At 54.1% G+C, this 25,099-nt stretch carries 26 protein-coding genes and 1 pseudogene; 9 read left to right on the top strand and 18 right to left on the bottom strand.

Annotation, left to right across the window (positions count from 1 at the left end; translation table 11 throughout):
* Positions 1-321: 321 nt before the first annotated feature.
* Positions 322-1,974, bottom strand: a complete 1,653-nt coding sequence (locus ABLW18_RS04900; protein WP_347823730.1) for a choline dehydrogenase — start codon at positions 1,972-1,974, stop codon at positions 322-324.
* A 290-nt stretch (positions 1,975-2,264) separates the two neighbouring features.
* Here ABLW18_RS04900 and ABLW18_RS04895 point away from each other — a divergent pair.
* Positions 2,265-3,178 (top strand): annotated as a pseudogene (locus ABLW18_RS04895) (hypothetical protein).
* Between the two features lie 18 nt (positions 3,179-3,196).
* Here ABLW18_RS04895 and ABLW18_RS04890 read toward each other — a convergent pair.
* Entirely contained in the window at positions 3,197-3,613 is a 417-nt protein-coding gene (locus ABLW18_RS04890) for a VOC family protein (RefSeq protein WP_347823729.1), read from the bottom strand.
* Between the two features lie 205 nt (positions 3,614-3,818).
* Between ABLW18_RS04890 and ABLW18_RS04885 the strand changes: the two genes are divergently transcribed.
* A complete protein-coding gene (locus ABLW18_RS04885; RefSeq protein ID WP_347823728.1) occupies positions 3,819-5,861 on the top strand; it encodes a hypothetical protein in 2,043 nt (680 codons plus the stop codon).
* A gap of 5 nt (positions 5,862-5,866) precedes the next feature.
* Here the strand turns inward: ABLW18_RS04885 and cobT are convergent, their stop codons facing one another.
* Positions 5,867-6,880, bottom strand: a complete 1,014-nt coding sequence (cobT, locus tag ABLW18_RS04880; protein WP_347823727.1) for a nicotinate-nucleotide--dimethylbenzimidazole phosphoribosyltransferase — start codon at positions 6,878-6,880, stop codon at positions 5,867-5,869.
* A gap of 83 nt (positions 6,881-6,963) precedes the next feature.
* Here cobT and ABLW18_RS04875 point away from each other — a divergent pair, with 83 nt between their 5' ends.
* Positions 6,964-7,716, top strand: coding sequence for an adenosylcobinamide-GDP ribazoletransferase (locus ABLW18_RS04875; protein ID WP_347823726.1), 753 nt, complete (start codon positions 6,964-6,966; stop codon positions 7,714-7,716).
* A gap of 82 nt (positions 7,717-7,798) precedes the next feature.
* Here ABLW18_RS04875 and ABLW18_RS04870 read toward each other — a convergent pair whose 3' ends face one another.
* The 5 genes from ABLW18_RS04870 to ABLW18_RS04850 form a co-directional block, all read right to left on the bottom strand.
* Entirely contained in the window at positions 7,799-8,317 is a 519-nt protein-coding gene (locus ABLW18_RS04870) for a CarD family transcriptional regulator (RefSeq protein ID WP_347823725.1), read from the bottom strand.
* 151 nt (positions 8,318-8,468) lie between these two features.
* Complete coding sequence (gene fdxA, locus ABLW18_RS04865) at positions 8,469-8,807, bottom strand: ferredoxin FdxA (protein ID WP_347823724.1); 339 nt, start codon at positions 8,805-8,807, stop codon at positions 8,469-8,471.
* Positions 8,808-8,875: 68 nt separating this feature from the next.
* The gene (locus tag ABLW18_RS04860; RefSeq protein WP_347823723.1) at positions 8,876-9,253 is read right to left on the bottom strand and encodes an RNA-binding S4 domain-containing protein; all 378 of its coding nucleotides are present in this window, start codon (positions 9,251-9,253) and stop codon (positions 8,876-8,878) included.
* Positions 9,250-12,072: a helicase-related protein gene (locus ABLW18_RS04855; RefSeq protein ID WP_347823722.1), complete on the bottom strand. Its 2,823-nt coding sequence runs from the start codon at positions 12,070-12,072 to the stop codon at positions 9,250-9,252. The genes ABLW18_RS04860 and ABLW18_RS04855 overlap by 4 nt, the downstream gene beginning before the upstream one ends.
* Positions 12,073-12,091: 19 nt before the next feature.
* On the bottom strand, positions 12,092-12,619 hold the full coding sequence (locus ABLW18_RS04850) for a hypothetical protein (protein ID WP_347823721.1): 528 nt from the start codon (positions 12,617-12,619) through the stop codon (positions 12,092-12,094).
* Between the two features lie 106 nt (positions 12,620-12,725).
* On the opposite strand from ABLW18_RS04850, the gene ABLW18_RS04845 reads away from it, so the two are divergent.
* Positions 12,726-13,016, top strand: a complete 291-nt coding sequence (locus ABLW18_RS04845; protein WP_347823720.1) for an SCP2 sterol-binding domain-containing protein — start codon at positions 12,726-12,728, stop codon at positions 13,014-13,016.
* 65 nt (positions 13,017-13,081) lie between these two features.
* Positions 13,082-13,963, top strand: coding sequence for an alpha/beta hydrolase (locus ABLW18_RS04840; RefSeq protein WP_347823719.1), 882 nt, complete (start codon positions 13,082-13,084; stop codon positions 13,961-13,963).
* Here ABLW18_RS04840 and ABLW18_RS04835 read toward each other — a convergent pair.
* Positions 13,948-14,712, bottom strand: a complete 765-nt coding sequence (locus ABLW18_RS04835) for an aldolase/citrate lyase family protein (protein ID WP_347823718.1) — start codon at positions 14,710-14,712, stop codon at positions 13,948-13,950. The genes ABLW18_RS04840 and ABLW18_RS04835 overlap by 16 nt on opposite strands.
* A 200-nt stretch (positions 14,713-14,912) precedes the next feature.
* Here ABLW18_RS04835 and ABLW18_RS04830 point away from each other — a divergent pair, with 200 nt between their 5' ends.
* A complete protein-coding gene (locus ABLW18_RS04830) occupies positions 14,913-16,730 on the top strand; it encodes a M3 family oligoendopeptidase (RefSeq protein ID WP_347823717.1) in 1,818 nt (605 codons plus the stop codon).
* Here the strand turns inward: ABLW18_RS04830 and ABLW18_RS04825 are convergent.
* The 4 genes from ABLW18_RS04825 to ABLW18_RS04810 all read right to left on the bottom strand — a co-directional run bounded on the left by ABLW18_RS04825 (position 16,727) and on the right by ABLW18_RS04810 (position 20,182).
* Positions 16,727-16,954, bottom strand: a complete 228-nt coding sequence (locus tag ABLW18_RS04825) for a DUF4389 domain-containing protein (protein ID WP_347823716.1) — start codon at positions 16,952-16,954, stop codon at positions 16,727-16,729. The genes ABLW18_RS04830 and ABLW18_RS04825 overlap by 4 nt on opposite strands.
* A 139-nt stretch (positions 16,955-17,093) precedes the next feature.
* Positions 17,094-18,068, bottom strand: a complete 975-nt coding sequence (locus ABLW18_RS04820; protein WP_347823715.1) for a Gfo/Idh/MocA family oxidoreductase — start codon at positions 18,066-18,068, stop codon at positions 17,094-17,096.
* A gap of 92 nt (positions 18,069-18,160) precedes the next feature.
* On the bottom strand, positions 18,161-19,057 hold the full coding sequence (rpoH, locus tag ABLW18_RS04815; protein ID WP_347823714.1) for an RNA polymerase sigma factor RpoH: 897 nt from the start codon (positions 19,055-19,057) through the stop codon (positions 18,161-18,163).
* A gap of 126 nt (positions 19,058-19,183) precedes the next feature.
* Positions 19,184-20,182 (bottom strand): RluA family pseudouridine synthase, encoded by a 999-nt coding sequence (locus ABLW18_RS04810; protein WP_347823713.1) that lies wholly within the window; start codon positions 20,180-20,182, stop codon positions 19,184-19,186.
* Here ABLW18_RS04810 and ABLW18_RS04805 point away from each other — a divergent pair.
* On the top strand, positions 20,181-20,492 hold the full coding sequence (locus ABLW18_RS04805; RefSeq protein WP_347823712.1) for a DUF6476 family protein: 312 nt from the start codon (positions 20,181-20,183) through the stop codon (positions 20,490-20,492). The two genes, ABLW18_RS04810 and ABLW18_RS04805, sit on opposite strands and share 2 nt — an antisense overlap.
* Positions 20,493-20,507: 15 nt before the next feature.
* On the opposite strand, the gene ABLW18_RS04800 is transcribed toward ABLW18_RS04805, so the two are convergent.
* The 3 genes from ABLW18_RS04800 to ABLW18_RS04790 all read right to left on the bottom strand — a co-directional run bounded on the left by ABLW18_RS04800 (position 20,508) and on the right by ABLW18_RS04790 (position 22,063).
* Complete coding sequence (locus ABLW18_RS04800; RefSeq protein ID WP_347823711.1) at positions 20,508-21,071, bottom strand: 3TM-type holin; 564 nt, start codon at positions 21,069-21,071, stop codon at positions 20,508-20,510.
* Positions 21,062-21,655, bottom strand: a complete 594-nt coding sequence (locus ABLW18_RS04795) for a holin-associated N-acetylmuramidase (protein ID WP_347823710.1) — start codon at positions 21,653-21,655, stop codon at positions 21,062-21,064. Before ABLW18_RS04795 ends, ABLW18_RS04800 begins: the two co-directional genes overlap by 10 nt.
* 132 nt (positions 21,656-21,787) lie before the next feature.
* Positions 21,788-22,063 (bottom strand): hypothetical protein, encoded by a 276-nt coding sequence (locus ABLW18_RS04790; protein WP_347823709.1) that lies wholly within the window; start codon positions 22,061-22,063, stop codon positions 21,788-21,790.
* A 333-nt stretch (positions 22,064-22,396) separates the two neighbouring features.
* Between ABLW18_RS04790 and ABLW18_RS04785 the strand changes: the two genes are divergently transcribed.
* Both ABLW18_RS04785 and ABLW18_RS04780 read left to right on the top strand, forming a co-directional pair.
* Positions 22,397-23,323, top strand: a complete 927-nt coding sequence (locus ABLW18_RS04785) for an ion transporter (RefSeq protein WP_347823708.1) — start codon at positions 22,397-22,399, stop codon at positions 23,321-23,323.
* A gap of 259 nt (positions 23,324-23,582) precedes the next feature.
* On the top strand, positions 23,583-24,149 hold the full coding sequence (locus ABLW18_RS04780) for a glutathione peroxidase (protein WP_347823707.1): 567 nt from the start codon (positions 23,583-23,585) through the stop codon (positions 24,147-24,149).
* Positions 24,150-24,289: 140 nt separating this feature from the next.
* Here ABLW18_RS04780 and ABLW18_RS04775 read toward each other — a convergent pair whose 3' ends face one another.
* Positions 24,290-24,652, bottom strand: coding sequence for a DsrE family protein (locus ABLW18_RS04775; RefSeq protein ID WP_347823706.1), 363 nt, complete (start codon positions 24,650-24,652; stop codon positions 24,290-24,292).
* A 131-nt stretch (positions 24,653-24,783) separates the two neighbouring features.
* Positions 24,784-25,068 (bottom strand): hypothetical protein, encoded by a 285-nt coding sequence (locus ABLW18_RS04770; RefSeq protein ID WP_347823705.1) that lies wholly within the window; start codon positions 25,066-25,068, stop codon positions 24,784-24,786.
* Between the last annotated feature and the right edge of the window lie 31 nt (positions 25,069-25,099).

The following is a 25,099-nucleotide window of genomic DNA, read 5'->3' as shown; positions in this document are numbered from 1 at the left end:
GGCTCTCTAGCATGGACGTTGCTATGTCATCTCGCTTGAGGTGATGTGACAATAATCAACATAAATAGGGATCGTTGCTGTGTTGTCGAGCGTAGCGCGTCTTGGCAGCGCTTTTTTGCGCCAATGACCTGAGCTGGGTTTGAGCGCCATTGGTAAGTTATATGCCATCTGTTTGCCATAACTGAGCGACATGAGCAGTGGATCCAGGCGGGAAGACCTCACATAATTCAAACGGCTGCGGCATAGGTCAGCGGGTTGTCCGCCACTTTTGCACATAAATTCCAAAAATTTCACTATAAAACCAGTGGACCCCATCAAAGGTTAACGCTGCGCGTGTTTGTGGTTTGGGCTCTTCCAGACCGGTAAGTCCATGGGTGCAAGGGGGGCAAGCCCGAGGATGGCGTCACTGAGCTTCTCAGCCAGCATAATTGTGGGGGCATTGGTGTTGCCATTGGTTACAAAGGGCATAATTGAGGCATCAACAACCCGCAGCCCAGACAATCCGTGCACCTTGGCTTTTGAATCCACCACGGCCAATCGGTCGGTCGCCGGCCCCATTCGGGCCGTACAGGACAAATGCCATTGTGAGCTGGTATGGCTTTTTAGCTTCGCATCAAGCTCTGCATCTGATTGACACTCCGCACCAGGGAAAATCTCAGTACCTTTGAGGGCAGAAAACGCTGGTTGCTCCACCAATTCGCGAACCCAGTGAATGCCTTTTCGCATCAATTCACGATCCCTTGGATCTTGAAGATAATTGACCAAAATACGCGGTGCATCGGCCGGATTGTCTGTTCTCAATTCAATTGAGCCGCGGCTATGCGCCCGCATCAATCCCACATGGATTTGAAAGGCGTGCTCTTCCAAGGTGGACCAATTTTCATCCACAGCAATGGGTGACATGGTTAGCTGGAGGTCGGGATATTCAACACCGGCATCCGACCTGATACAGGCCACAGCGTCAAAATGATTGGACGCACACAGCCCGTCACCGGCGACAAGCCAGCGCATTCCCGCCGCGATCATGGCCAATGGTCTGGTCTTTGGCCAAAGAGAAATGGGCTGCAAGCATTTGAATTGCAGTACAAAATCCGGATGGTCATGCAGGTTTTGCCCCACCCCAGGCAAGTCCGTCTTCACAGCAATGCCCATAGACTCCAAATGGTATTTGGGCCCAATACCAGACAGCAACAATATATGGGGCGAGCCAACAGCGCCTGCGCAAAGAAGAACTTCTTGCCGCGTCCTCACAGTCACAAGCGCGCCATGACGATCGCGATACACGACACCGGTCACCCGATCCCCCGACAAGCTCAAGCGTTGCACCAAGGCCCGCGTCACAATGGTCAGGTTGTCACGCCCGCGCGCAGGATCTAAGTAAGCGCGCGACGCGCTCCAACGCTGGCCCTTGAAAACCGTTCGGTCAAAAACTCCAAAACCCTCCTGGCAATAGCCGCTGATGTCATCTGTTGTTTGATATCCCGCTTGCGCACCTGCTTCCAAGAAAGCACGCGCCAAGGGTTCAGTTGCTTGCGCCCTTTGGACATGCAGCGGACCCTCTGTGCCGCGAAACTCATCAGCCCCGCCGCTATAGCTCTCCATGCGTTTAAAATAGGGCAGCACGTCGGCGTAGCTCCACCCTTCACAACCAGCTTGGCGCCACCCCTCGTAATCCAGCGCATTGCCCCGGATAAAACACATGCCATTGATCGAAGAAGACCCCCCGAGAGCTTTGCCTCGATCATGTTGAAGCCGACGACCGCCCAGTTCCGGCTCCGCCTCCCCTTGAAACGCCCAATTATGCTTCGTGCTCTTAAGATTAGACAAACAGGCTGCCGGCATTTTTATGGACAGTGCCTTATCTTCCAGCCCGGCCTCCAGCAAAAGCACGCGGTTTTCAGCACCATGGCTCAAGCGGTTCGCCAAAACACAGCCCGCCGACCCGGCCCCGATGATAATATAATCAAATTCCATTGCACTTAAGCCCCAATTGCTTCGCCCAGCCGAGCAATATCCTATACTGCCTCAGCCTGGCGCATTCAGCAATTAAAAAACTGATATCATTGGACAACTGGTTTTGTACCGACATATGCTGATTTTCTGTGGCACATCGCTCCGAAATCTTTAACCCTTTTGGTGTATCTATAATATTTACGTCACACAATTTTTCATATTCATTTTATTGGCCATTAGAGCAGGTTCAACTTATGACCTATAATATCTTAATCATTGGCCAATCAGGGCGTTTGCAATAGGAGGCTAAAATGTTTTTGGCCAGTTTACGCCAATCCGCCCCAGATTTTAACGGCCAAGTCTTCGTCGCTGAGCCACAACGTAATGAGCGTTGGACTCAAAACCCTGCCATCACCGATCCTGAAATTCGCGCGTTGATTCAGGCTTTGAGCGGAAAGATTAGTCCATTTGAGAACAAACACTTCGGAGAATACTACCCCTATGGGAACAAAATAGAGGCGCCCTCTGTCTTGCCCGGGGGTGAGCCCTTCGTCTTTTTTGATACGGACACATTGATCATAGGTGATATGGATAGTGTGCCTTTTGACTTCAACTGCCCCTCCGCCTCGCTTAAGATTGAAGGGACATGGCCAGTGATCGAACTTTACGGCCCCGGATATACAGCCACTTGGAAGAACCTATAGGATACATTGAAGCTCGATTTCGAAAGCAGCTTGGATTTGTCACAACCAGATGAATATTGGCGGCGCTACCTGTATTTTAACGCTGGCTGTTTCTATTATAAATGTCCCAAAGTTTTTGGCGATCGTTTTTAAACTATGCCCTAACCATCCGCGATGATGGGCCAAAAGGAATTATCTGCCAAGCGCTAAACCCGTGGCTCGATCAAGTCGCCCTGCCCTTAGTCATCCACAGTTTCGGTGGCGGACGTGATGCGCTTGAGACCGACCACTTAGATGGGGCAGTCTCATGTCACTATCGCCTCCTGCCTTTGCTTTATGCGCACGAGAGTGATGGGGCGATCGAAACCTTAGAGAAGGCCATCGCACCCAACAAAATCAAGAAAGTCGTTAAAGCCTACGAACCCATCCGCGGAATGGTCTGCCAAAAACGCGACGCTAAGGTGCGGGCGCTGTTTGATCAAAACAATCTGCCACGCAAAGAGCAACAGATCCGAAACACAATCAAACGCGCCGGATTTTAGATGCGATGATCTTCAACTTTAATGACTTGCGAACACGGCCTCCAAATCGGTGAAACCCTTAATCTCGATAGGATTGCCGGATGGATCTTTGAAGAACATTGTCCATTGCTCACCGGGCTCGCCTTCAAAGCGCACGGAAGGCGGAAGAATAAATGCCACTTGCGCAGCCGTGAGCCGAGCGGCCAAGGCTTGCCACTTCGGCAGCGCCACAACCATGCCGAAATGTGGCATTGGAACCAGGTGATCCCCAACATGGCCAGTGTTTTCAGTTTTCATCACCGGCCCCAGGTGGAACGAAAGTTGATGGCCGAAAAAATCAAAATCCACCCAGGTAGGCGTGCTGCGCCCCTCTTTCGCGCCCAGCACTTCACCATAAAACACACGCGTGGCCTCCAAATCTGTCACATTAATCGCAAGATGAAAGGGAGTGAGCATGGGCGCTTTCCTGAAATTATGAACCGATCAGGAGCCGCTGGCAATAAGTTGCCGAGCCCCATCGCGATGATTGGCCTGTTCTCACGCATAAATCAATTCGCAGAGCATAATTTCATTCTTTTGGCGCATGATCGTTGCACCACCGACCCGATTATGCGAGTTTCTTAGGGTCTAATGTGGATCTGACACGTTGATTGAGGGTTTGATGTCATCAAAATTTCTACTTCATCTCTCCAATGACAGTATTGACCTTGAGCGCCAAGATGCATCGGGACATTGGCATCGGCTAGGATCAGTTTCACCAGACACTGAACATTTGACCGAAGCGCTCGCGCATCTGCGCCAAACCGTGATGACCCAGGCGACAGATCCGCTGGAGGTTCTTGTAGCGCTGCCCGCCGATCAGATTAAGCGTGTGGACCTTGATCACTCCGACACAAGCACCGAAGCCTTGCAGCAAGCCCTGACAGGTCAAACCCCCTATGAGTTTCACGAACTCTGCGTGGATTGTCTCCTTACACCCCAAGGGCAAACCATCGCGGCGATTGCACAAGAAACGCTTGAGGAGGCAGAAAGCCTCACCCAGGCCTTTGGCTTTAAAGCTGCGGGTTTTGTCGCTCTGCCGGGCGGTGCTTGGGAAAATAATTTCTCTGTGTTCCAGCGCCCCGGATATGGCGACCAAAGCCGGCCGAGTGCCTATAGCGCAGCGTTGCCAGAGGCCAAAGCCGTAGATCCGACGCCCCTTGCGGCGCTTGCAGCGGGCGCGATGCCCACACCCACGCCGCCCATTGCAACGCCCGCCCCCTCAATCTCCCCCAGGCCAGAGCTCAGCGCGCGCGCCGAAGCTCCAGCGGCACCAATGGCGCAAATTTCTGCCAATCCAACGGTGAATGCTGGCATGGACGCGCTGCCCTCAAGCGTCGGGGGTGCAAGAGCGGCGGCCCCCGCCCCGCCGGCGACCGACACCAAAGCCGTGCCAGCTGAATCCTTGCAAGTCGCAAGCGCCCATCCGCAGGCGCCCCGAGCGCTTGGCATCGCGCAGCACTTGGCAAAGATCCGCTTGCGCCTAGGCCGGCGCGCCCAAAAACCCCCGCCGGCACATATAAAAACAGTGCAAATTCAGGTCGATGGAAAGCCAAAATATTTTGGCCTGATCCTCACAACTCTGCTCTTATTATTTATGTTCACCGTCGCCGCGCTGGCCGCAACTCTCGGGCGCGATAAGATCTCCGCCTGGTTGGGCCTTTCCCCTTCCCAAACAGAGATGACCGCAGCTCTGCCAGCTGACCCGATCGGACGGGTCATTGGAATCGGCTTAAAACCTTTGAACGAGCCTTCTGCTCCGACAGAACAGGCGGCTTTCGTCCCACAGGCTAAAGATGATGCACTAGGCTTGCAAGAGGCAGACATTGCCCTCAAAGATCCCGAAAATGACGCGGAACCCCCGATAGGCCTTTTCGCACAGGAACCGCCAGCGGTGCGTGCTTTGGCCATTGGCCCCGTCACCGAGCCCGCCGCCACGCCCCCCACAAACGCGGAGGGGTATGTCGCGGCTCCAGATCCAAACCTGCGAAGCGGCGGAGAGGCCCCGCTGTTGGACATGCCCTGGTTGAGTCCGGACCCGTTACCGGACAAGGAAAACCGCGCGCCTACCGTCGCACAAGATCAAACTGAGGAGCACTCAGCCCCCGATTCTGTGAATCTTGCAGAACCTGTAAACATACCGCCCGTCACAGCAGCGCTGGAGCAGACCGATCAGAGGGTGGCGCCTTTGCCGCCGGAAAACGCTTCCCCAGAGGAGGCAAATCCTTTGGCCGCATTCCGGCCCATGCCGCGCCCCGCAAGCCTCCCCTCGCCCGTACGGCCCAAAACTCTGCCGGATGGCAAGAGCCTGGCGCGCTCACTGCGGCCGCAATCCCGTCCACGCGCGATTGAATTGACGGCACTCCAACCGGCGCCAGTGGTGGCCAAGCCCTCAGAAATCCAAGCACCCACCGCCACCAGCAGCAAGACAGTTACCCGTTCTGCCACTCGAAAAAATGTGATAAATTTACGCAATATCAATCTTATAGGAATAACAGGCACAACACGCCTGCGCAACGCGCTCGTACGCCTTCCCAATGGTCAGGTCGTCAAAGTACGCGTTGGAGATCGATTAGATGGCGGACGCGTGACGGATATCTCAACCAAGACTCTCACCTATGCCAAATCTGGCCGTTCGATCACTCTGGACATGCCGCGCGGCTAGCGGTTTCACGCATCCGAGACCCCAGCTTCCGCAAATGTTGCCATGCCCGAAAGACAGGCCACCGCCCCTTTCAAAACACCAATCGCCAATGCACCGCCCGAGCCCTCGCCCAGCCGCAGCCCCAGTGACAACAGCGGTGTCTTGCCAAGATGCTCCAAAAGCCGCGCATGAGCGCCTTCAGCGCTTTTATGGCCCGCCTGGGTGTGGTCCAATGCCGCCGGATTCATAGCATGCAGTACCAAAGCGGCCGCTGAACAAATGAACCCATCCAACAGGACTGGAACACCATGGGCGCGCGCCGCTGCAATGGATCCGGCCATTGCGGCAATTTCTCGTCCGCCAAGCGCTTGCAAAACAAACAGCGGATCATGCAGATTCTCAGCATGGCGGGCCAAGCCAGCCTCCACAACGGCGCATTTTTTGGCCAAACCAGCATCATCCACACCCGTGCCGCGCCCAACCCAATCTTGAACCGCGCCACCAAGCAAAGCCGCCGCGATTGCTGCAGCTGGCGTTGTATTGCCGATGCCCATTTCGCCGGCCACAAATAGATCGGCCTGCGGATCCACAGCTTGCCAGCCGGTTTGCAACGCAGAGAGCAACTCGGCCTCGGTCATGGCCGGCCCCTTTGTGAAATCTTGCGTTGGCCGATCCAATTCCAATGCAACCACAGTCATTTTTGCGCCAAAGGTCTTAGAAATCTGGTTGATCGCCGCACCACCAGCTTGGAAGTTATAAACCATTTGCTGTGTCACCTCAGGCGGAAAAGCCGAAACACCAGCAGCAGCAACCCCATGATTTCCAGCGAAAATAACAACCTGGGGCGCTTCAATGCGTGGCCGCGCTTGACCGGACCAACGGGCGTACCAAATCGCCAAATCCTCTAAATCGCCCAAAGCACCCGGCGGTTTGGTCAACTGCGCATTACGGTCTGCCGCGGCCTGTCCCGCGCTGGCATCAGCCTCAGGCAGATTGCTCATTAAGTCACGAAACTCAGCTACTGAAGAAATGTCACGCATGATGAATGTAAATCCGTTGATTGCAGTTGATCCTGTGTCTACCGAAGCGCAGAATAGGCGGATACGACGAAAGGACCCGCTTGATGTTTAATTCCGACACATGGTTTCCTAAGTGGGGCGATATCCCCACCGCGATCGGCCTGCTCAGCCGCTTACCCCTGAAGGTTGACACGCAGCAGGCGCTAGCCCGTGGCGCGCACCCAAGCTGGGCCTTTGGTCTGGCGGGGGCCGTTATTGGCGCTCTGGCCGCTTTGGTCGCCTGGATGGGGCTTGTGTTGGGCCTGCCAAACCTTGCCATCGGCCTGCTTGTAGTTGGCACGACAGCATGGATCACAGGTGCAATTCATCATGACGGGCTGGCCGATAGTCTCGACGGGCTTTGGGGGGGCTGGAGCCCGAAGCAGCGCCTTGATATAATGAAGGATAGTCACATCGGCGTATATGGCGTTGTTGGTCTGATTTGCATCTTGGGGCTGCAAGCCGCGCTTTACGGCCAGCTGGCCACCCAGAGCCTTTGGCCCATCCTCGGCGTCATGGCCCTTTCGCGGGCCATGATAGTACCACTGATGACAGCACTGCCCAACGCCCGCGGTAAGGGACTGTCAGCCAGCGTTGGTCGACCCCCCACGCAAACTGCCATTATGGCCGTGGTGCTGGGCGGGGCAATTGCCGCATTGAGCGGGGCCTGGCCGGCCTTGATCGGCGCACCTCTTGGTGCTTTGGCCGTTGCCACGATCGCGAAGCGCAAGATTGGTGGGCAGACCGGTGATATTTTAGGGGCCAGTCAGCAATGTGCCGAAACCTGCGCATTAATCGGTCTCATAGCGCTGCTATAGGGTCCGGCCCCCGTCTGAGATGACCCGCCGCGCGCCAATCCTCTCGTTGATCCATAGCGCCAGCATGGTGTGACGCAGAGCTCTAGCTGGCTGCTGGAACCACACGCGACATCAAAACATCGGTAATTTCTGTCCCGGCGGTTGACTCTTCTGCCCCATTCACCACGGCAATTTCGCGTGTTAGACGCTCAAGTGCAGCCTCATAAAGCTGGCGTTCTGAGTAGCTTTGCTCGCGTTGATCATCGGTGCGGTGCAAATCACGCACCACCTCGGCGATGGCAATCAAATCGCCAGAGTTGATCTTTTGCTCATATTCCTGCGCGCGGCGCGACCACATAGCCCGTTTCACCTTGGCTTTCCCGCGTAGGATCGCCATGGCATGAGCCACCACATCTGGCGAGGCCAATGGGCGCATGCCCACTTCAATCGCCTTATGGGTTGGCACGCGCAGGGTCATCTTGTCTTTGTCAAAAGCCACAACGAATAACTCAAGGGTGATGCCCGCAACCTCTTGCTCATCAACCGCAGTGACCTTGCCAACCCCATGGGCAGGATAGACCACATACTCATCAATACGGAAATCAAGTTTCTTTTTACTCATCTTCGTCCTTTCACGCCGACGCACCGGTGAACCTGCTGTAAGGAACCAGCCTTAAGGTCAGATTAAAGAGGATGCGCTTGGCGCTGTGTTAAAACAGCTGTTCATCTCGTTAAGCATATCATATTTTTAGCGATTGATAAAGCGCAGCTATTTAGCCGCCAGTGCCGGCCGTTTCAGAGAAATATTTCTCCAACTTACCCTCTTCGCCGTCGCGGGCTTCCGCATCGGGAAGCTCGTCTTTTTTTGTTACAATCACAGGCCAGGCCTCGGAATACTTCCGGTTGAAATCCACCCATTTTTCCATATCCGGCTCGGTGTCTGGACGAATAGCATCGGCGGGGCACTCAGGTTCACAAACGCCGCAATCGATACATTCATCAGGATGTATAACCAACATGTTTTCACCCTCGTAGAAACAATCTACGGGGCAGACCTCAACACAGTCTGTGTATTTACAAGCGATACAATTGTCTGTGACAACATATGTCATAATCGTGTTTCCTTTGACTTCGACACGCCCATAAACCGCAAGCCGCTCTTTGGCAAGTTGTGCCTGACTTAGTTCTCTTCAAGCCCTTGCTTAAATTTTTGAATGGCCCGGCGCTCGCGGGCCGTCGGGCGGTGATCGGCCTTTGGGCTGGCGGTGATTGCCGGCTTGGGTTCCGGGGGCGCCAAATCACGATAGAGGCCCTGGGCCTCGGGGGCGGGACCGCGGCGCGTACCAAGCGCGCGCACCTCAACCACCCTGGTGTCCAAAGCCTTTGGGAAAGTCAGCACATCGCCCTCGCTGACCATACGCGACGGCTTGGAGATAAGATCACCGTTGAGCCGCAATTTCCCCGATTGCACCAGCTTTGCCGCCAGGCTCCGCGTCTTAAAAAACCGGGCCTGCCAGAGCCATTTGTCAATTCGGAGACCCGGTTTCGCCTCACTCACTTTTTGCTAAAGCCCATCAAGGCTGCGGCAAAGGGGTTGTCGGGATCAATCGGCTTGTCGCGTTTGGGTGGCCGGGCTTCGAACCGTTCCGCCTTGCCTGAATTGCCGCCTGACTTTCCGCCTTTGCCCTTCGCTCCTCGGTCCTGCTTGGGCTTGCCGCGTGGTTTCTGACCTTTGCGCGGACCATCCGCCGAGCGGTCCACGCGTTTCGCACCCCAAGCGAATTTATAATAGACTTCCATTTCTACGGGCGCCGCCTCCTTCGAGGCATCTGCTTCGGCGGCATCCGTCCCAGCCGCGGCGGCCGCTTCCGGATCTACTGATGAAACCTCCGCCGTCGGCGCATCCTGTGGCGCGGTCTCGACCGCTTGTGAAGGTCCATCACCAGACGCATCCGCATCACTGGCAGGCTCCTCCGCCACCGGTGTGGCCGCAGGCGCTTTCACTTTGATCCTCTCAGCCTTTTCCGCGCGATACCCCAGACCCTGCATCAAATCGGCAAATTGCTCCAAAGTCATGCCCGTGATCGACAGCATATCTGCCGTGGCTTCAAATCCGCCACGCGTGTCCTGCGTGCGCAGCATATCGGCAAGACGTTCCGCCATATCAACACGCAAAGCCCGCTGGCCCGCGGCTCTATAACCAGATTTCAAGTGATATCCCGCAGGCTTTGTCTCATCGGTCGGAACAGTCACCAGCCCTGGGGGGGGCGCCTCGGGAAATTCTTGCAGGCCCGAGGCCAAAGACCAGAGCAACAATCGCAGACGCGTTGGCGCGGGTTTAAGCAACAGCGGCATGAAGATGGTGAACTGGCCAAATCGGATGCCATGCTTGCGCAATGCGCTGCGGGCCTCCTGATCCAAAGACTTCACATCTTCACCCACATCGGCCCGATCCAAAACACCCAGGCCTTCGATCATCCGGAACGCAAAACCTCGCGCCATGCCCGTGAGGCTTTCATCGCGCTGCATGTTTATCAATGGCTCAAACAGAGTGGATATTTTGCGATCAATGAAATGCTGCAGACGGCGCGCAACCTTCTCAGCCACTTCTGGGCCAGCCTCTACATCAACGAAAGCCTGCACATGCGGTTTCAGCGCGTTTGATCCAGCAATCAACTTGCCCACCGCCGAGCTGCCCCACATCAATCCACCTTGTTCGGTGAAATCAATTTCCGTGTCTGGCGCATTGTACATCCGATCCGCCCGAAGATGAAACTCGGGAGCCAAGGCTTGCAGGCTGGCGCTGCGAAGCGTCTTCGCCTCATCGGGGGACGCGCTGGCGTCTTGTCGAAATTGAAATCCCTCAAGCCGCCCAACAAACTGGCCTTCTACGGTTACTTCACCATCTTTATTCACGTCGGCCACAAGGCTCTCCTTCTGTTTCAATCGCCGCATCAAAATTGACGTGCGCCGATCGACAAATCTTTGGGTCAGTGCGATATGCAGCGCATCTGACAGTCGATCTTCTACGGCGCGGGTCGTTTCGCGCCAATGCTCATAATCATGGGCCCAGTCTTTGCGTTGCGCAACATAGGTCCATGTGCGAATATAGGCTAACCTTTTTGACAGGGCGTCAATGTCACCCTTGGTATTATCCAAACTATTTATGCTTCGAGCGAGCCAATCTTGCGGAATTTGCCCCTTTTCGTGCAAATAGTTGTAAATAACACCCAGAAGCTCGGCATGTTGCCGGTTTGAAATACTCCGAAAATCAGGGATTCGGCAGACATCCCAAAGCAACGCAACCGAGGCGCCATCACTGGCACGCGCCGCAATTTCGGCATCTTGTACCAAAGCCTTGAGCGCAGCCAAATCACAACTCTCGCGGACCCGCGTCAGCCATTCATTGCTCGTATGTTGCTCAAGTGCCGAGATCAGCGCTTTGGTGGAGCCAAATTGCAACTTGGAATTGCGCCAGTAAAGCTTGGTCAGCGGCACAAAGCGATTTTCGGTAATGGCCTCAACCAATTCATCCTGCAAAGGCGCAGCTTCGCCCGTGACGCCGAAGCTGCCATTGTTCATATGTCGTCCCGCGCGACCTGCGATTTGCGCCAATTCAGTCGGTAAAAGCGGTCGCATGCGGTTGCCATCGAACTTCGATGTTGCCGAAAAGGCCACATGGTTCACATCCAGATTGAGGCCCATGCCAATGGCGTCTGTGGCCACGAGGTAATCCACATCACCGTTTTGATACATCTCAACCTGCGCATTGCGCGTCCGCGGGCTCAACGCCCCCATGACCACCGCCGCCCCGCCCTTTTGGCGCCGCAACAGCTCCGCGATGCCATAGACATTATCAACGCTAAACGACACGATGGCTGAGCGTTCTGGCATTCGACTGATCTTCTTTTGCCCGCTGTAGCTCAGCTCAGAAAATCTCTCCCGATGCATAAAATCCGCAGATGGAACCAAGGCCGCAATGGCCTTTCGCATGGTCTCTGCCCCCATAAAGAGCGTTTCATGCAATCCGCGGGCGCGCAACAATCGATCCGTAAAAACATGGCCGCGCTCGGGATCAGCGCAGAGTTGAATTTCATCAACCGCGAGAAAATCACATCCCATGCCCTCTGGCATGGCCTCGACCGTACAGACCCAATATTTCGCACGCGGCGGCACTATGCGCTCCTCGCCGGTGACCAAAGCCACAACGGATGGCCCCCGCAGCGTTACGATTTTGTCGTAGACCTCGCGCGCCAGCAAACGCAGCGGCAATCCAATTATGCCCGTGCGATGCGCTAGCATCCGCTCAATGGCATAATGGGTTTTGCCGGTGTTGGTCGGACCTAAAACGGCCACAATTCGATTATTCGGAGTCATTGGCCAATCCCTTAAGGGTTTACAGGGCTTGCCCTAGGGTTTTTGCTTCAAGCCGCGCGCGCGCTTTTGATAGAATCTCGGCGTGAGGATGTATAGCCTCAATGCGATGCAGGGTCTCGAAAGCCTCCTTATAAAGCCCCGCGTCATCGAAAATCAGCACCAGCCCCTCTAGCGCCACAAAATGACGTGGCTCCAGACCTAAAGTGCGCTCAATTGCGGCCATCGCTGGACCAACTTTACCCATACTAAACAAGGTGACCGCACTGAGGCTCCAACCTTCGGCAAATTCTGGTGCATGATCCGTTAAGGCTGTCAAATGCCCCATGGCCGCCTTGTGGTCGCCTGCATCAAAGGCAATCTTCGCCCGAGACAGCAGTAGATCGGCCGCGGGAGATCCACTTTTCGACCATTCCTGCCTAATTTTCGCCTCAAGAGCCGGTGCATCGGCAGCATCGACGTTTTTCAAACGCTCAAACAATGGATCCAAGCGCGCCGATTGTCCCGCCGCCATCCCCGTTGCCGCAACAAAAAGGACGATTGCCGCCATGATTGATTTGAGTTTCCAAACAACACCGGTCATAACAGAGACGTAGCACAGTTTTCCGAGGTTTCAGCCCCTCGATGTAAAATAAAATGATTAAGGAACCTGTTAAATGAGCGAAATTTTGAACCAAGCCCGTGATGTTTTAACACAGAAGCTGGGTGGCGGCGTTTTTGAGGGCTCTGCAAAGTTTTCAATCACCGATGAGGGCTCTTTAATCGTGGATAGCGAGGGGGTGCGCATTTCCGATCAACCGGCGGATGTGACCCTTTCGGCCACGGCGGAGGTCTTTGAGGATATTCTTGCCGGCAGACAAAATCCAACCTCCGCTTTCATGAGCGGCAAACTCTCTTTGGAGGGCGACATGGGTCTGGCCATGCGACTGGCAGGTGTTTTGAGCTGATGCTAAGCCCTGCGCCACTGCACAACGATCTGGCGTGCGGTCCTGCAGGAGCCTCGGGCCATTGGATGCAAACGCGAGACGGGGTGCGCCTGCGCCTCGCTGCATGGCGCAACGGGGCCAAAGGGACGGTTTTGATATTTCCCGGGCGTACCGAATATATCGAGAAATACGGCGGAGCCGCAGCCGCCCTTGCGCATGCCGGTTACACCTCTTTGGCAATCGATTGGCGGGGACAGGGCCTATCAGATCGGCTATTGTCAAATCGCCTGATTGGGCATGTGCACAGGTTCTCTGACTACCAGCAGGACGTGCAAACTCTTGTGACCGCAGCCGAGACATTGGACCTGCCCAAGCCATATTTTCTGATGGCACACTCGATGGGCGGCTGCATTGGATTGCAGTCCCTCATGCAAGGGTTGCCGGTACAGGCGGTCAGTTTTTCCGCACCCATGTGGGGAATTTTGTTCCACCCACCTGCGAAACGCGTCCTCGCTTGGGGCTTATCCAGCCTCCTGCATCCGTTCAAATTGGCTCAGTTGCGCGCGCCCGGAACCTCTGTGGGATCCCACTTACAGAAAGTGTCCTTTGAGGAAAATCAGTTAAGCTGTGATCCGCAAATGTATGAAATGATGAGATGCCAACTGCAAGAACTTCCAGACTGTGCGCTTGGCGGGCCGAGCCTGCGCTGGCTCAATGAAGCCCTGCGCGAGACCTTGTCGCTGCACCGTCACCGTGCACCAAACCACCCAGCCCTATGCTTTGTCGGTGGCCTGGAAACCATTGTGGACCCGCGCCGCATTGAGCAGCGTATGGCCCATTGGCCTGGAGCTCAGTTAAAGGTCGTGCCCCAAGCCAAACATGAATTCATGATGGAACGCCCGGAAATCCGTGAGAATTTTTACCGCGAAACCATCGCCCATTTTGAACGACATCACCCGAGCGCATGAATGCCAGAAGCATCCGCATTTGCCCCAGACTTCATCCAGCCATGCTCGGATCCAACAAAGAACATATGCGCCCCAAACTGCGCCCAATCTGCAGCCTTCGAGGCATTGGGCACAAAGGTCATATAGGCTTTGCCCGACGCCTCGGCCGCCGCGCCACATCGCGCTAAGGCGGCGCGCAATTGCTCAGAATTGGTATCACTAAATCCCATTGAAACACTCATATCTGACGGCCCTAAGAATAAACCATCCACACCCGGAGTTGCGGCAATTTCCTCGACGTTCTCCAGCGCTTCAGGCTCTTCAATCTGAGCAATCACAACGGTTTGACGCGCCGATTGCGCCAACACTTCTGCCATATTTTGTGTGCCATAGCCGGCCCAACGCGTGGCGCCGGCAAAACCGCGGCCCCCGGGACCAAAATGCGCGGCACGCACCAAGTCCTTGGCCTGCTCCGCTGTAATAATATGCGGTGCCACCACGCCCACCGCGCCCATGTCCAACACCTGCAACACGGTTTGGGGTGCAAAATGCGTCACCCGCACCAGCACCGGAAAATCTAAGGCCCGCGCCACCGCCAAACAGGCATCCGTGCGGGCGCGGTCAAAGGGACTATGCTCCATATCGATGCAAATGAAATCCAGCTCCGAAGTGGCCAAAACCTCCACCAATTCATAGGCTGGCGTTTTCAAAAACGTCCCGGCCATCATATCTCGATTTGCCATGCGGGATTTAAAATTCTCGATGCGCATAAGTTCTCCAATTCTAGCAGCAGGCAAAGGAGAGCACGAAGCGTTGGAAAATTCAATTTGAATTGCGAAGGGCTAAAGTGGCTTTCCTCTCCATGCAAAAAACATTAGATAGGGCGCAAGACACCCTATAATTTTGCAGCTCAAAACTGGGCGTTTTTTGAGCCAGCGGACCGAATAATACAGCCCTGATGGACCAATTCATGCGAAAAGACACACGCGTATTTGAGGCCAATCCGCAAGGTGGCGGAGCCTTCGGAGATTTGCCAGCTTGGGATCTCAGCGATCTTTACGACTCCGAGGATGCGCCCGAACTGCATGCCGATCTCAAACAGCTTGAGCAAGCTTGCGAAGACTTTTCAGAGAATTATGACGGAAAGCTCGCGCAACTTAATGCGGATGAAATGCTCAAAGCCGTTGAACGGTATGAGGCAATCGACATTATTGCCGGTCGGATCATGTCATTTGCTGGTTTGCGTTATTACCAACTGACAACGGACCCCGAGCGGGCAAAATTCATGTCAGATATGCAAGATAAGCTGACGGAGCATACGACAAAATTGGTATTTTACGGATTAGAATTCAATAGATTGGATGAAGAAATTCTTTCAAAATTACTGTCGCAAAATATTGCTCTGGCCCGCTATAAGCCGGTGTTTGACCGCATGCGCGCCATGAAGCCTTATCAGCTGTCTGACGAAATGGAAAAATTCCTACATGATCAATCGGTGGTCGGGGCAGCTGCCTGGAACCGCTTGTTTGACGAAACTGTCGCCAGCCTAGTCTTTACCATTGATGGGGAAGATCTGCCGCTGGAGGCGGCCGCCAACAAATTATCCGGACAAGACCGCGGCACGCGCGAGGCTGCGGCCCGTGAGATTGCGCGAGTGTTGCGCGCCAATACAGGCCTTTTTGCCCGGGTGCATAATACGCTGTCCAAAGAAAAAGAGATTGAAGACCGCTGGCGGAAAATGCCAACGCCACAAACCGGGCGGCATTTGTCCAACCATGTGGAAGCCGAGGTTGTCGAGGCGCTGCGCAATGCGGTCGTGGCCGCCTACCCCAAATTATCGCATCGCTACTATGCGCTCAAAGCCAAATGGCTGGGTCTTGAGACCATGCAGGTCTGGGATCGGAACGCTCCTTTGCCAATTGAAGACGACAAGCTGGTCGATTGGGGCACAGCGCAAGAGATGGTGCTGTCAGCCTACGCTGAGTTCTCCCCAGAGATGGCCGAGATCGCCAAACCGTTTTTCACCCAAGGCTGGATTGATGCCGCGGTTAAGCCGGGTAAAGCACCCGGCGCCTTTGCGCATCCGACCGTCACCACCGTGCATCCCTATGTGATGCTCAACTACATGGGCAAACCGCGCGATGTAATGACACTGGCCCATGAATTGGGGCACGGGGTGCATCAGGTTCTGGCCGCCCAGCAAGGCGAGCTGCTGTCCTCAACACCGCTCACCTTGGCAGAGACCGCTTCCGTTTTTGGCGAAATGCTGACATTCCGCAAACTTCTGGCAGCCGCTAAAACACCGCAAGAGCGCAAAGTACTCTTGGCCGGCAAAGTGGAGGACATGATCAACACCGTGGTGCGCCAAATTGCCTTTTATGATTTTGAGTGCAAGCTGCATGCGGCCCGTGCCGAGGGGGAGCTCACACCAGATCAGATCAATGCGATTTGGATGAGCGTGCAAGGTGAAAGCCTCGGGCCGGCTTTTGAATTCATGGATGGCTATGAGACTTTTTGGTCCTATATCCCCCATTTCGTGCATTCCCCATTCTATGTTTACGCCTATGCTTTCGGCGACGGTTTGGTAAATGCGCTCTATGCTGTCTATGAAGAGGGTGATCCGCAGTTTCAGGCCAAATATTTTGACATGCTGCGTGCCGGTGGCTCGAAGCACCACACAGAGCTGCTGGCGCCCTTCGGTCTAGATGCGAGTGACCCCAAATTTTGGGACAAGGGGCTCAGCATGATCTCTGCAATGATTGATGAGCTGGAAGCGATGGAAGATTAATCCAACTCACTCCATTGCCAAGGGCGCATTTCGCTGGCAGCTGTTTGATAGCGGGCGGCTTTGGTAATCCAAATCTCCAAAGTCGTGCCAAAATCAGCCAAACGCTCATTGGGCTGCCGTCCAGAGACCAGCATGATGATAAACTGGATGATCGTGACAACGGTGAGAACCGTTTGCGCGAGGCTCAACATAACGGAAATGAAGACCATCCAAAGCAGCCGCATCACAAGGCTTTCTTACGCTTTGCCCTTTCGGGGTTCATTGAGGGAAAATTCACCTTCAGCCTTTGGCCTGCTCATCGTTGAAACACCTTTTTAAATCAATTTGAACGTCTAATTATTTCAGAAGACTGTCGCTTTAAAATTATGGCAACTCTGTGCCAATCGCCAATATCTTGTCAATCGCTTCTTGGGTTCCGCGCGCCTGCTCGAGTGTCCAAGGAAAGGCCGCACCGGTGCGGATGCTGTGCCCAAAGGCTTCCACTTGCTGCACATAATGGTTCGCAGCAGGGAATTTCTCAACCCACAGGCCTAGATTTGGCTGGTGTAATTCAATGCGCGCCTCGCCAAAAATATTGGCATTGAATGGCGCGGTTAGGCGCAAAACCCCTTCAGATCCATGAAACACCATTTCTTGATGCGGATGCATGCGCGTGGAGACATAGGCCGAATAGGTCGCCTCTCCCATATTGCCCTGCATGAAGGCAAATGTGTCAAACCCGCTTTCCAAACGAATTTTGGCGAAAATATTCTCCAGCTCCGCCCGCATGACATAACGCGCCGACCCCAACACATAGACCCCAATATCGCGCAGCCCACCACCGCCCATGGCCGCTTGATTACGGATATTTTGCGGATCGTCGGAATTGTCATAGGAAAAGGCTCCAGTGATATGCACAACCCGGCCAATCGCGCCATCAACCACCATTTGCCGCGCGCGCTGCCATTGTGGGTGATGCACGATCATATAGGCTTCAGCCGCTAACAGTCCGGTGGCATCACGGGCCGCGATTAACGTGTCAAACTCTGCAGCCTGCATCGCAATGGGTTTTTCTGCCAATACATGTTTGCCAGCATTGAGCGCCTTCACCGTCCACTCCACATGCATATGATGCGGCAAGGGGATATAGACCGCATCAATATTTGGATCCTCGATCAGAGTGTCATAGCCATTAATCGCGCGGCATCCGGCTGCAAACTCCTGAAATGGGGCAACGCTGTCTGGGGTGCGACTGGCGACAGCCGATAAAACCGCCCCTTTGGCTGAATGAATGGCCGGACCCATATGCTCGCGCGCAAATTTTGACGCCCCAAGAATGCCCCAGCGGATATGTGTCATGCGTGCCTCCAGTCTTACCATCTCTCTCTAGGATAACGCGAGAAGGGCAGCCCTGCCAGAGAAAATGGTAGGGCAAGACGCACGGCTTGGCATCACGGGTCGCGTAGCAGGCCCTTTTCTTGCGCCAATTCACGCATACGGCTTTGCAGTTTTTCAAACGCCCGCACTTCAATCTGGCGGATCCGTTCGCGGCTCACGCTATATTGGTTTGACAGCTCCTCCAAGGTCACCGGCTGATCTTGCAAGCGGCGTTGGGCGATAATGTCTTTTTCACGGTCGTTCAAAACGCCCATTGCCTCAGCCAACATGTCACGGCGCACAGATATCTCATCATTGCTCTCATAGTCACCCGCTTGATCGGCATCCTCATCTTGCAGCCAATCTTGCCACTGTGTCGCGCTTTCGCCATCTCTGCCAACCATCACGTTCAAAGAGGCGTCGCCCCCAGACATCCGGCGATTCATCGATTGCACTTCGGTTTCAGTCACGCCAAGATCGGTCGCAATGCTGGCGACCTGTTCGGGCCGCAGGTCCCCATCATTATAAGCACCAATCCGCGATTTTGCTTTGCGAAGATTGAAAAACAGCTTCTTTTGTCCGGAGGTGGTTCCCATTTTAACCAAGGACCAAGAGCGCAATATATATTCCTGAATACTCGCCCGGATCCACCACATCGCATATGTGGCCAAACGGAAACCTTTTTCCGGGTCAAACTTCTTAACGGCCTGCATCAAGCCGACATTGGCCTCCGAGATGACCTCGGCCTGGGGCAGCCCATAACCGCGATAGCCCATGGCGATTTTAGCCGCCAAACGCAGGTGACTGGTCACCAATTTATGCGCTGCGCCATTGTCTTGCCGCTCCACCCAAGCCTTGGCCAGCATATACTCCTCTTCCGGCTCTAGCATCGGAAATTTGCGGATATCCTGCATATAGCGGCTCAATCCCCCATCCGGTGTTGGTGCAGGTAAATTTGCGTAATTTGCCATCGTGCTCCCTCATGTTCCATCTCATGTATATGGGCGTAACATAGATATGCGTGCGCCTTCGTCCTGTTTCAAGAGGGCGAGAAATTAATAATTATTTTCGGCAACAGATGGGGCGCACCCCGGCGCCTATGCGCTTAAAAGACCAATCAAATCTTGTATATCCGCCGGCAATAGGCTCGTAAAACGGAGCGCCCGGCCCGTGATTGGATGTTTAAAACCCAAAAGCCCCGCATGTAGCGCCTGCCTTGGGAAGGCAGCGACCTGCTCAGTGTAGACGCCAGCCAATTTGCGTTTACGGCTATAGGTTTGATCCCCAAGCAAAGCATGGCCAGCGTAGGACATATGCACCCGAATTTGATGGGTACGGCCGGTCTCCAATTTACATTCAACCACCGCGGCGGCGCCGCCAGCTAATTCTTGCATCACCCGCACACGGGTCACGGCATGTTTACCGTTTTGCAGCACGACCGCTTGGCGTTGCCGATCGGTCTTGTGGCGGGCTAATTGGGTTGTGATTTTGAGCTGATTGCCCGCTTCAAACGACGTGCCTGCGAGGCCCATAAGCCGCGGATCGCCTGCCGAGGGCACGCCAAAACACACCGCGGCATAAAGGCGCTCGATGCTGTGATCCAGAAATTGATCCGCTAAGCCTTGATGGGCCGCATCCGATTTGGCCACCACCAATAGCCCACTGGTGTCTTTATCAATCCGGTGCACAATCCCAGGGCGTTTCATCCCACCCACACCAGAGAGATTTTCGCCGCAATGGGCCAAAAGCGCATTAACCAATGTTCCCGAAGGCGTTCCTGGTGCTGGGTGCACAACCATGCCGGCCGGCTTGTTGACCACAATCAAGTCGTCATCTTCAAACATAACCTCGAGCGGAATGTCTTCCGGCAGCATGTGACTTTCCACTGCTTCTGGCACATGGATGACAATATCATCGCCGGCTTGCACCCGAGCCTTTTGATCGGTCAACACAACGCCATTTACCTCAACCGCACCTTCCGCGATCATCCGCGACAGGCGCGACCGGCTGATCGCCCGCTCTGGCACATTCCGCGCCAAGGCTTTATCAAGGCGCAGTGGAGGGTTTTCTCCAATGGTAAAAAGGACATCAGTCATGGCAGATCAATCTGAGGTTCCGGCAAATCCAACTGAACCGGCAAATTTGCGTTTTTTAAGGCGGCTGGTCACAACGCTCACAGCCACCATGATTGTGGGTCTCATAGCGATCTTTGCAGTGCTTGTCATCCGCTTGCAGAGCCCGGTCACAATTTTCCCCGAAATCACCGCACTTCCAAAAGGAACCGAGGTACTTTCGGTGAGCCGCACAGCGCATGAATTGATCGTTATCGGCCAAGATCGCAAGATTTACCTGCTCAGTCTCGATGGTGAAAACCTTCTGCATGTACAGGCTTTGCCCCAGAATTAGGCAGAGGCCTCCCCCTTACCCCTTTACTTGCGCCCAATCACGCACAGCGGCGTTCTCGGCCTGCGGCAGGCCATGCGCCAGCTCGGGGCTGTCGTCAGCGGCCTCATCGGGAGAGAGGGCCGTGCGGAGGCGTTTAATATTGGCGATGACCTCTGGGGCACGATCTGCGGCTGATCGCACGGATTTTTGAAAATCTTGCGCTTTGAGCTGCATACGCCCGCCAAAATAAAACCCGATAATCACCGTGACAAGCGCCCAATAGCCCGCAGGCAAAAGCGCGAGGGCGGCAAAGGCGATGGCAGCTCCCTCCGGCCAAATGACCACCGCGGGCAAGATCCCCAAAAACCCGAAGGTGATCGCCGGGCGCACCAGGCGGTTCAGCCCGTCCACCAAGCTATCAAACCAGCCCCGGCGCGGATGGGCAAATTCAGCAATATATTGCGCCAGCGCCGCCCGGTTATAGGCGTGACCGCGCGTCTCTAAAGCCCCCGCATTGGGTTTGAAAACCCCGGCCACCTGACCCACTACTGCTGCGGCCTGTTTCGCGCCACCGCCCAAAACCCATGACATTAGACCCATGTCGCAACCCTCCCATCGAATTCTTTTTGGCTCATATGATAGCGCGCGCTGATAAATTCCTCGGCGCGGGTGATCCAATCGCCCTTGCCACTGCGCCGGGTCACGCAATATTTTCGTGAGGCTGGCCGCCGGTCGCCAATTCGAAAATAGTAATTGCGCCGCACGATGCCGTAAGCATCGACAAACCGCACCCCGGCTTTGCTATGCACCCGGTCTAATGCCGCAATTGACTTCGGACCCAGCACCCCATCCACCGCCAGCTTTACACCGAAATCAGCCGCAAGACGCTGCAAGATTTTGATCACATTGGCCCCGGCATTCACCTGCATATCGTACACGGACGCTTGCAAAGGCGCAGGCAGCTGGTTGATCTTTGGTTGCTCAAAATATTGGCCTTTGAAAATCGTAATGGCCTCCGCTTCGGTCAGGGCTTTGACATCATCCACGGTTGCGCAGCCCCGCAGGGCGCGCAGAGTGCGAATTGTGACGCCGTATTTTGTTGCGCCGCCCGGATCATCGGGGTCATTCACAAACCCGCCTTCGCGCCGAACAATCTCGGCGGTCATTTCTTCAATATCGTGCATATCGCCCTCCTACTGATAGCTGCCGCCACCGCTCCCGTGGCAATGCTCTTGCAAAATCGTCACATCGCGGCGCAGCGCATCGACCGAGTTTTGAAACCTATCATTGGATAGCGCCAATTCTTCGGTGAGCTGCTACAGAGAGCTGGCGATTTGCACCATCTTGCGGGCCAATATTTCAAGCTGCTCATTCTTGACATTCTGCCCCTCAATCTGCCGATCCAGCGCATCTACCAAAGTGGGGATCAAACTGTCGGCGCCGGGCAGAAGCTGGGTCGTGAAAAACAGCGCCCCAAGCATCAACGTGGTGCTGACAATGATCACCGATAAGACCGATTTCACCGGCCCGGGCAGGCCCCGGTAAAGGTCATCCCAAATTCCGATCGCCAGATTTTCAACGCCTTTATGCATTATTTTTTTCCATCATTTTTTCCTCTTGATGTTCTATGATGCAAAGCAACCTGCGGTCTGGCCCAGCATTCCAAAAGCCTGGACAACGTTTACCGACGCAATTAGCGATGGGGCTTTGGCATCACCTAAATCCTGCAAGAGCTGTATTAGGGAAAGTTAAACAGGCAGAACGCCGGCCTAAGCCCTTCATGGCTGGCTCATTTCACAAGTCTAAATCTGCGTATTTTTGGCCAATACCATATGACAACCGTGGGCAAATTCATCAGATAATCTTGCCAAAGCACAGTTTGGCAATCATGCTAAGCGCATCATTATGTGAAATAGGGGGTGTGCATGTCAAAATACCAAGAGGTGCAAAACCGGCTCAATCAGATTTTAGAGCGGGCAGATGTGGGCGACAGGGTCAGCCGAAGAATCGACTTGTTCCTCACGGCATTGGTTATCGCAAACATCATCTCCATTACCTTGGAATCCGTGACGCATATCTACGCCGAATATAAAACATTGTTTACATGGATTGAAATCATCAGCGTGGGGATCTTTACGGTCGAGTACCTGTGCCGCGTTTGGGTCGCGCCTAGCAAAATCTCTGGCCCATGTAACTTTGCTGACGCCTGCAAAGCACGCGCCAAGTACATGCTTAGCTTCAGTGGCCTCGTGGATCTATTGTCCATTTTGCCCTTCTATCTACGCGCGTTCTTCCCTTATTTAGATCTGCGAATTTTGCGCGCTTTGCGGTTGCTCCGCATTTTGAAATTATCACATTACAACTCGGCTATGGAAGATTTGTTTGAGGCGATTAATGAGGAAAGGCGTTCGTTTTATGCCGCCAGTTATCTATTCGCGATCCTGTTCATCCTCTCGTCGACATTAATGTATTTTGCTGAATATAGAACCCATCCAACCGGCTTTCAGTCAATTCCGGATTCCATGTATTGGGCGCTGATTACGCTTACCACCGTTGGCTATGGCGACATCACGCCCATTACGGTAGCGGGCAAACTCATCGCTGTTGGATCCGCAATTTTAGGGGTGATTGTGGTGGCTTTGATCACGGGTATTGTCGCCTCATCGTTCAATTCACAATTGGAACGGCGGAATATTATTTTTGAAGATCAGGTGCGCAAAGCACTTTTAGATGGAATTTTAGACCACACGGAAAAAGCGGACCTTGAGCGGCTGCGCAAACAATTTGGCATGACCAAGCGTAGAGCTGATGCGCTTATCCATCAGGTACAAAACATGCGCGCAAAAAAATAGCCCTGCCCTATGATGAGCCTTCACGGGGCCAAGGCCTCATGTAATCTGGAGACACAAACGATGAAGCCCATTCTAACATCGCTTTTGATCATGTTTTGCGCCAATCCCGGCCTCGCTCAGGGAGCCCCAAGCTGCCCAGATCGCGGCACTGACCCTCAGACCCTCTGCCTGCCTGGAACAACCTGGGATCCGCAGGCAAAATCTTGCGTCGGTCTCGCGTAAGACTGATCTAAAACTGTGTTTGATGCGTAAGTTCTGTATGACACATACACAGACACGAATATTGTGGGCATCAATACTTGTCATAACGGCAGCTATTACCGCCTTTTTGCCGCAGTTGTGCCGCAGTAGCGAGCTCGGGACACATAGCTTCCCCTCAATTTATGGCGGGCGTATAGATACGAAGCAGTGGCAAGGAAAACCCTATCTAGTGGTGAACACCGCGTCACAATGCGCCTTCACCAAACAATATGCCGATTTGCAAAAACTCTATGATACTTACCGCGACTCTGGCTTTGGAATAATTGCCATCCCATCAGATGACTTTAACCAGGAGTTTGATAGCAACGCGGAGATCAAAAGCTTTTGCGCCTTGAATTACGACATTGATATGCCAATGAGTGAGACGCTGGCGGTCACAGGCGCTCAAGCGCATCCCTTCTTTAAAGCAGTGCGAGCGCAAAGTGGATTCACGCCCAGATGGAATTTTAACAAAATTTTGATAGGCAGTAACGGCCAGGTGTTGGCAACCTGGGGCGCCTCAACCCGGCCCCTGTCGCAAAAATTAACGCATGCGATAGACGCGGAGCTGGACAAGCACCGCTAGCAGCCATGAGGCTCTGTTAGGCAATACTATGCCACATCGGCTAGGGTGCACAACGCGGCAGGCGCGACATCACACATAAGCGCCTTGCGGCTTAAGACTCAAACCCGCTCTTCATCTCGCGCCGCCATTTCATTACAGTCTCAATAACACAGCACCGTATCAGCGTCTAAGGCATGAGAAATGAGCTTATCAGGCATCGCAAAGGAGGCGTTATAACCGCTGAGAAGACTGTTATCATAGCCGCGCACTTTCGCAGACATTCCCGAGACCATTATTTGAACATTTGCAGCAGCAAGCGCCTGCAAATGCAAGTTTGCATCGCCAGTGCCATGCCCGACAATTTCACCCTCCGCCCGGCAATTGAGGGCATGCACAGCATCAGCGGCCAAAAACAGTTTGACGTTGTGCCCTTCCGCTACGCCAGTTTTGGCGACAAGCAACCCAAGGGTGAGCTTGTTCTTTAACTCCGGTCCACTATGAATATGTATGAGCAGCTTAGCCATTTGAATACCTTTTTAGCTATCGGTTGAATTTCGTTTAATTTAGCGGTGTCGCGCCGGTTTCTATCCGAACTATTTGCCCAATTTCTGGTTGATCTTGCTTCTGTGTGACGCAAGCCCCGTTCCTGAACGTCTCATCCCACAAAGGAACCTTCGCTCATAACGGTGATAACGGTGGTGTCTAAGAGTGCACCAGCCGCCGCACGTTTGGCTTTTAATTCCTCATGCGCGCCGAAGGCTTTCATCGCCTCAAGAGAGTCAAAATCAATAATCACCGTCAATTTTCTGTCATCATATTTTTCTGTACCGGCGAATATAAGACGCGCGCCCAGGCCGTTTAGCACCGCTTGATTTTCATGATACATCTCCTTCCACGGTCCGAGCCCGCGCGCGAGATTTTGTGTGAGCTTTACCATCATGATCCGTCTCCCATTTATAGTTTGGACTGAT

It is taken from the genome of uncultured Planktomarina sp., from assembly GCA_943788425.1.
Taxonomy (GTDB): Bacteria; Pseudomonadota; Alphaproteobacteria; order Rhodobacterales; family Rhodobacteraceae; genus Planktomarina.
Note: the sequence above shows the minus strand (reverse complement) of the source record. Positions and strands in the feature narration are given on the sequence as shown.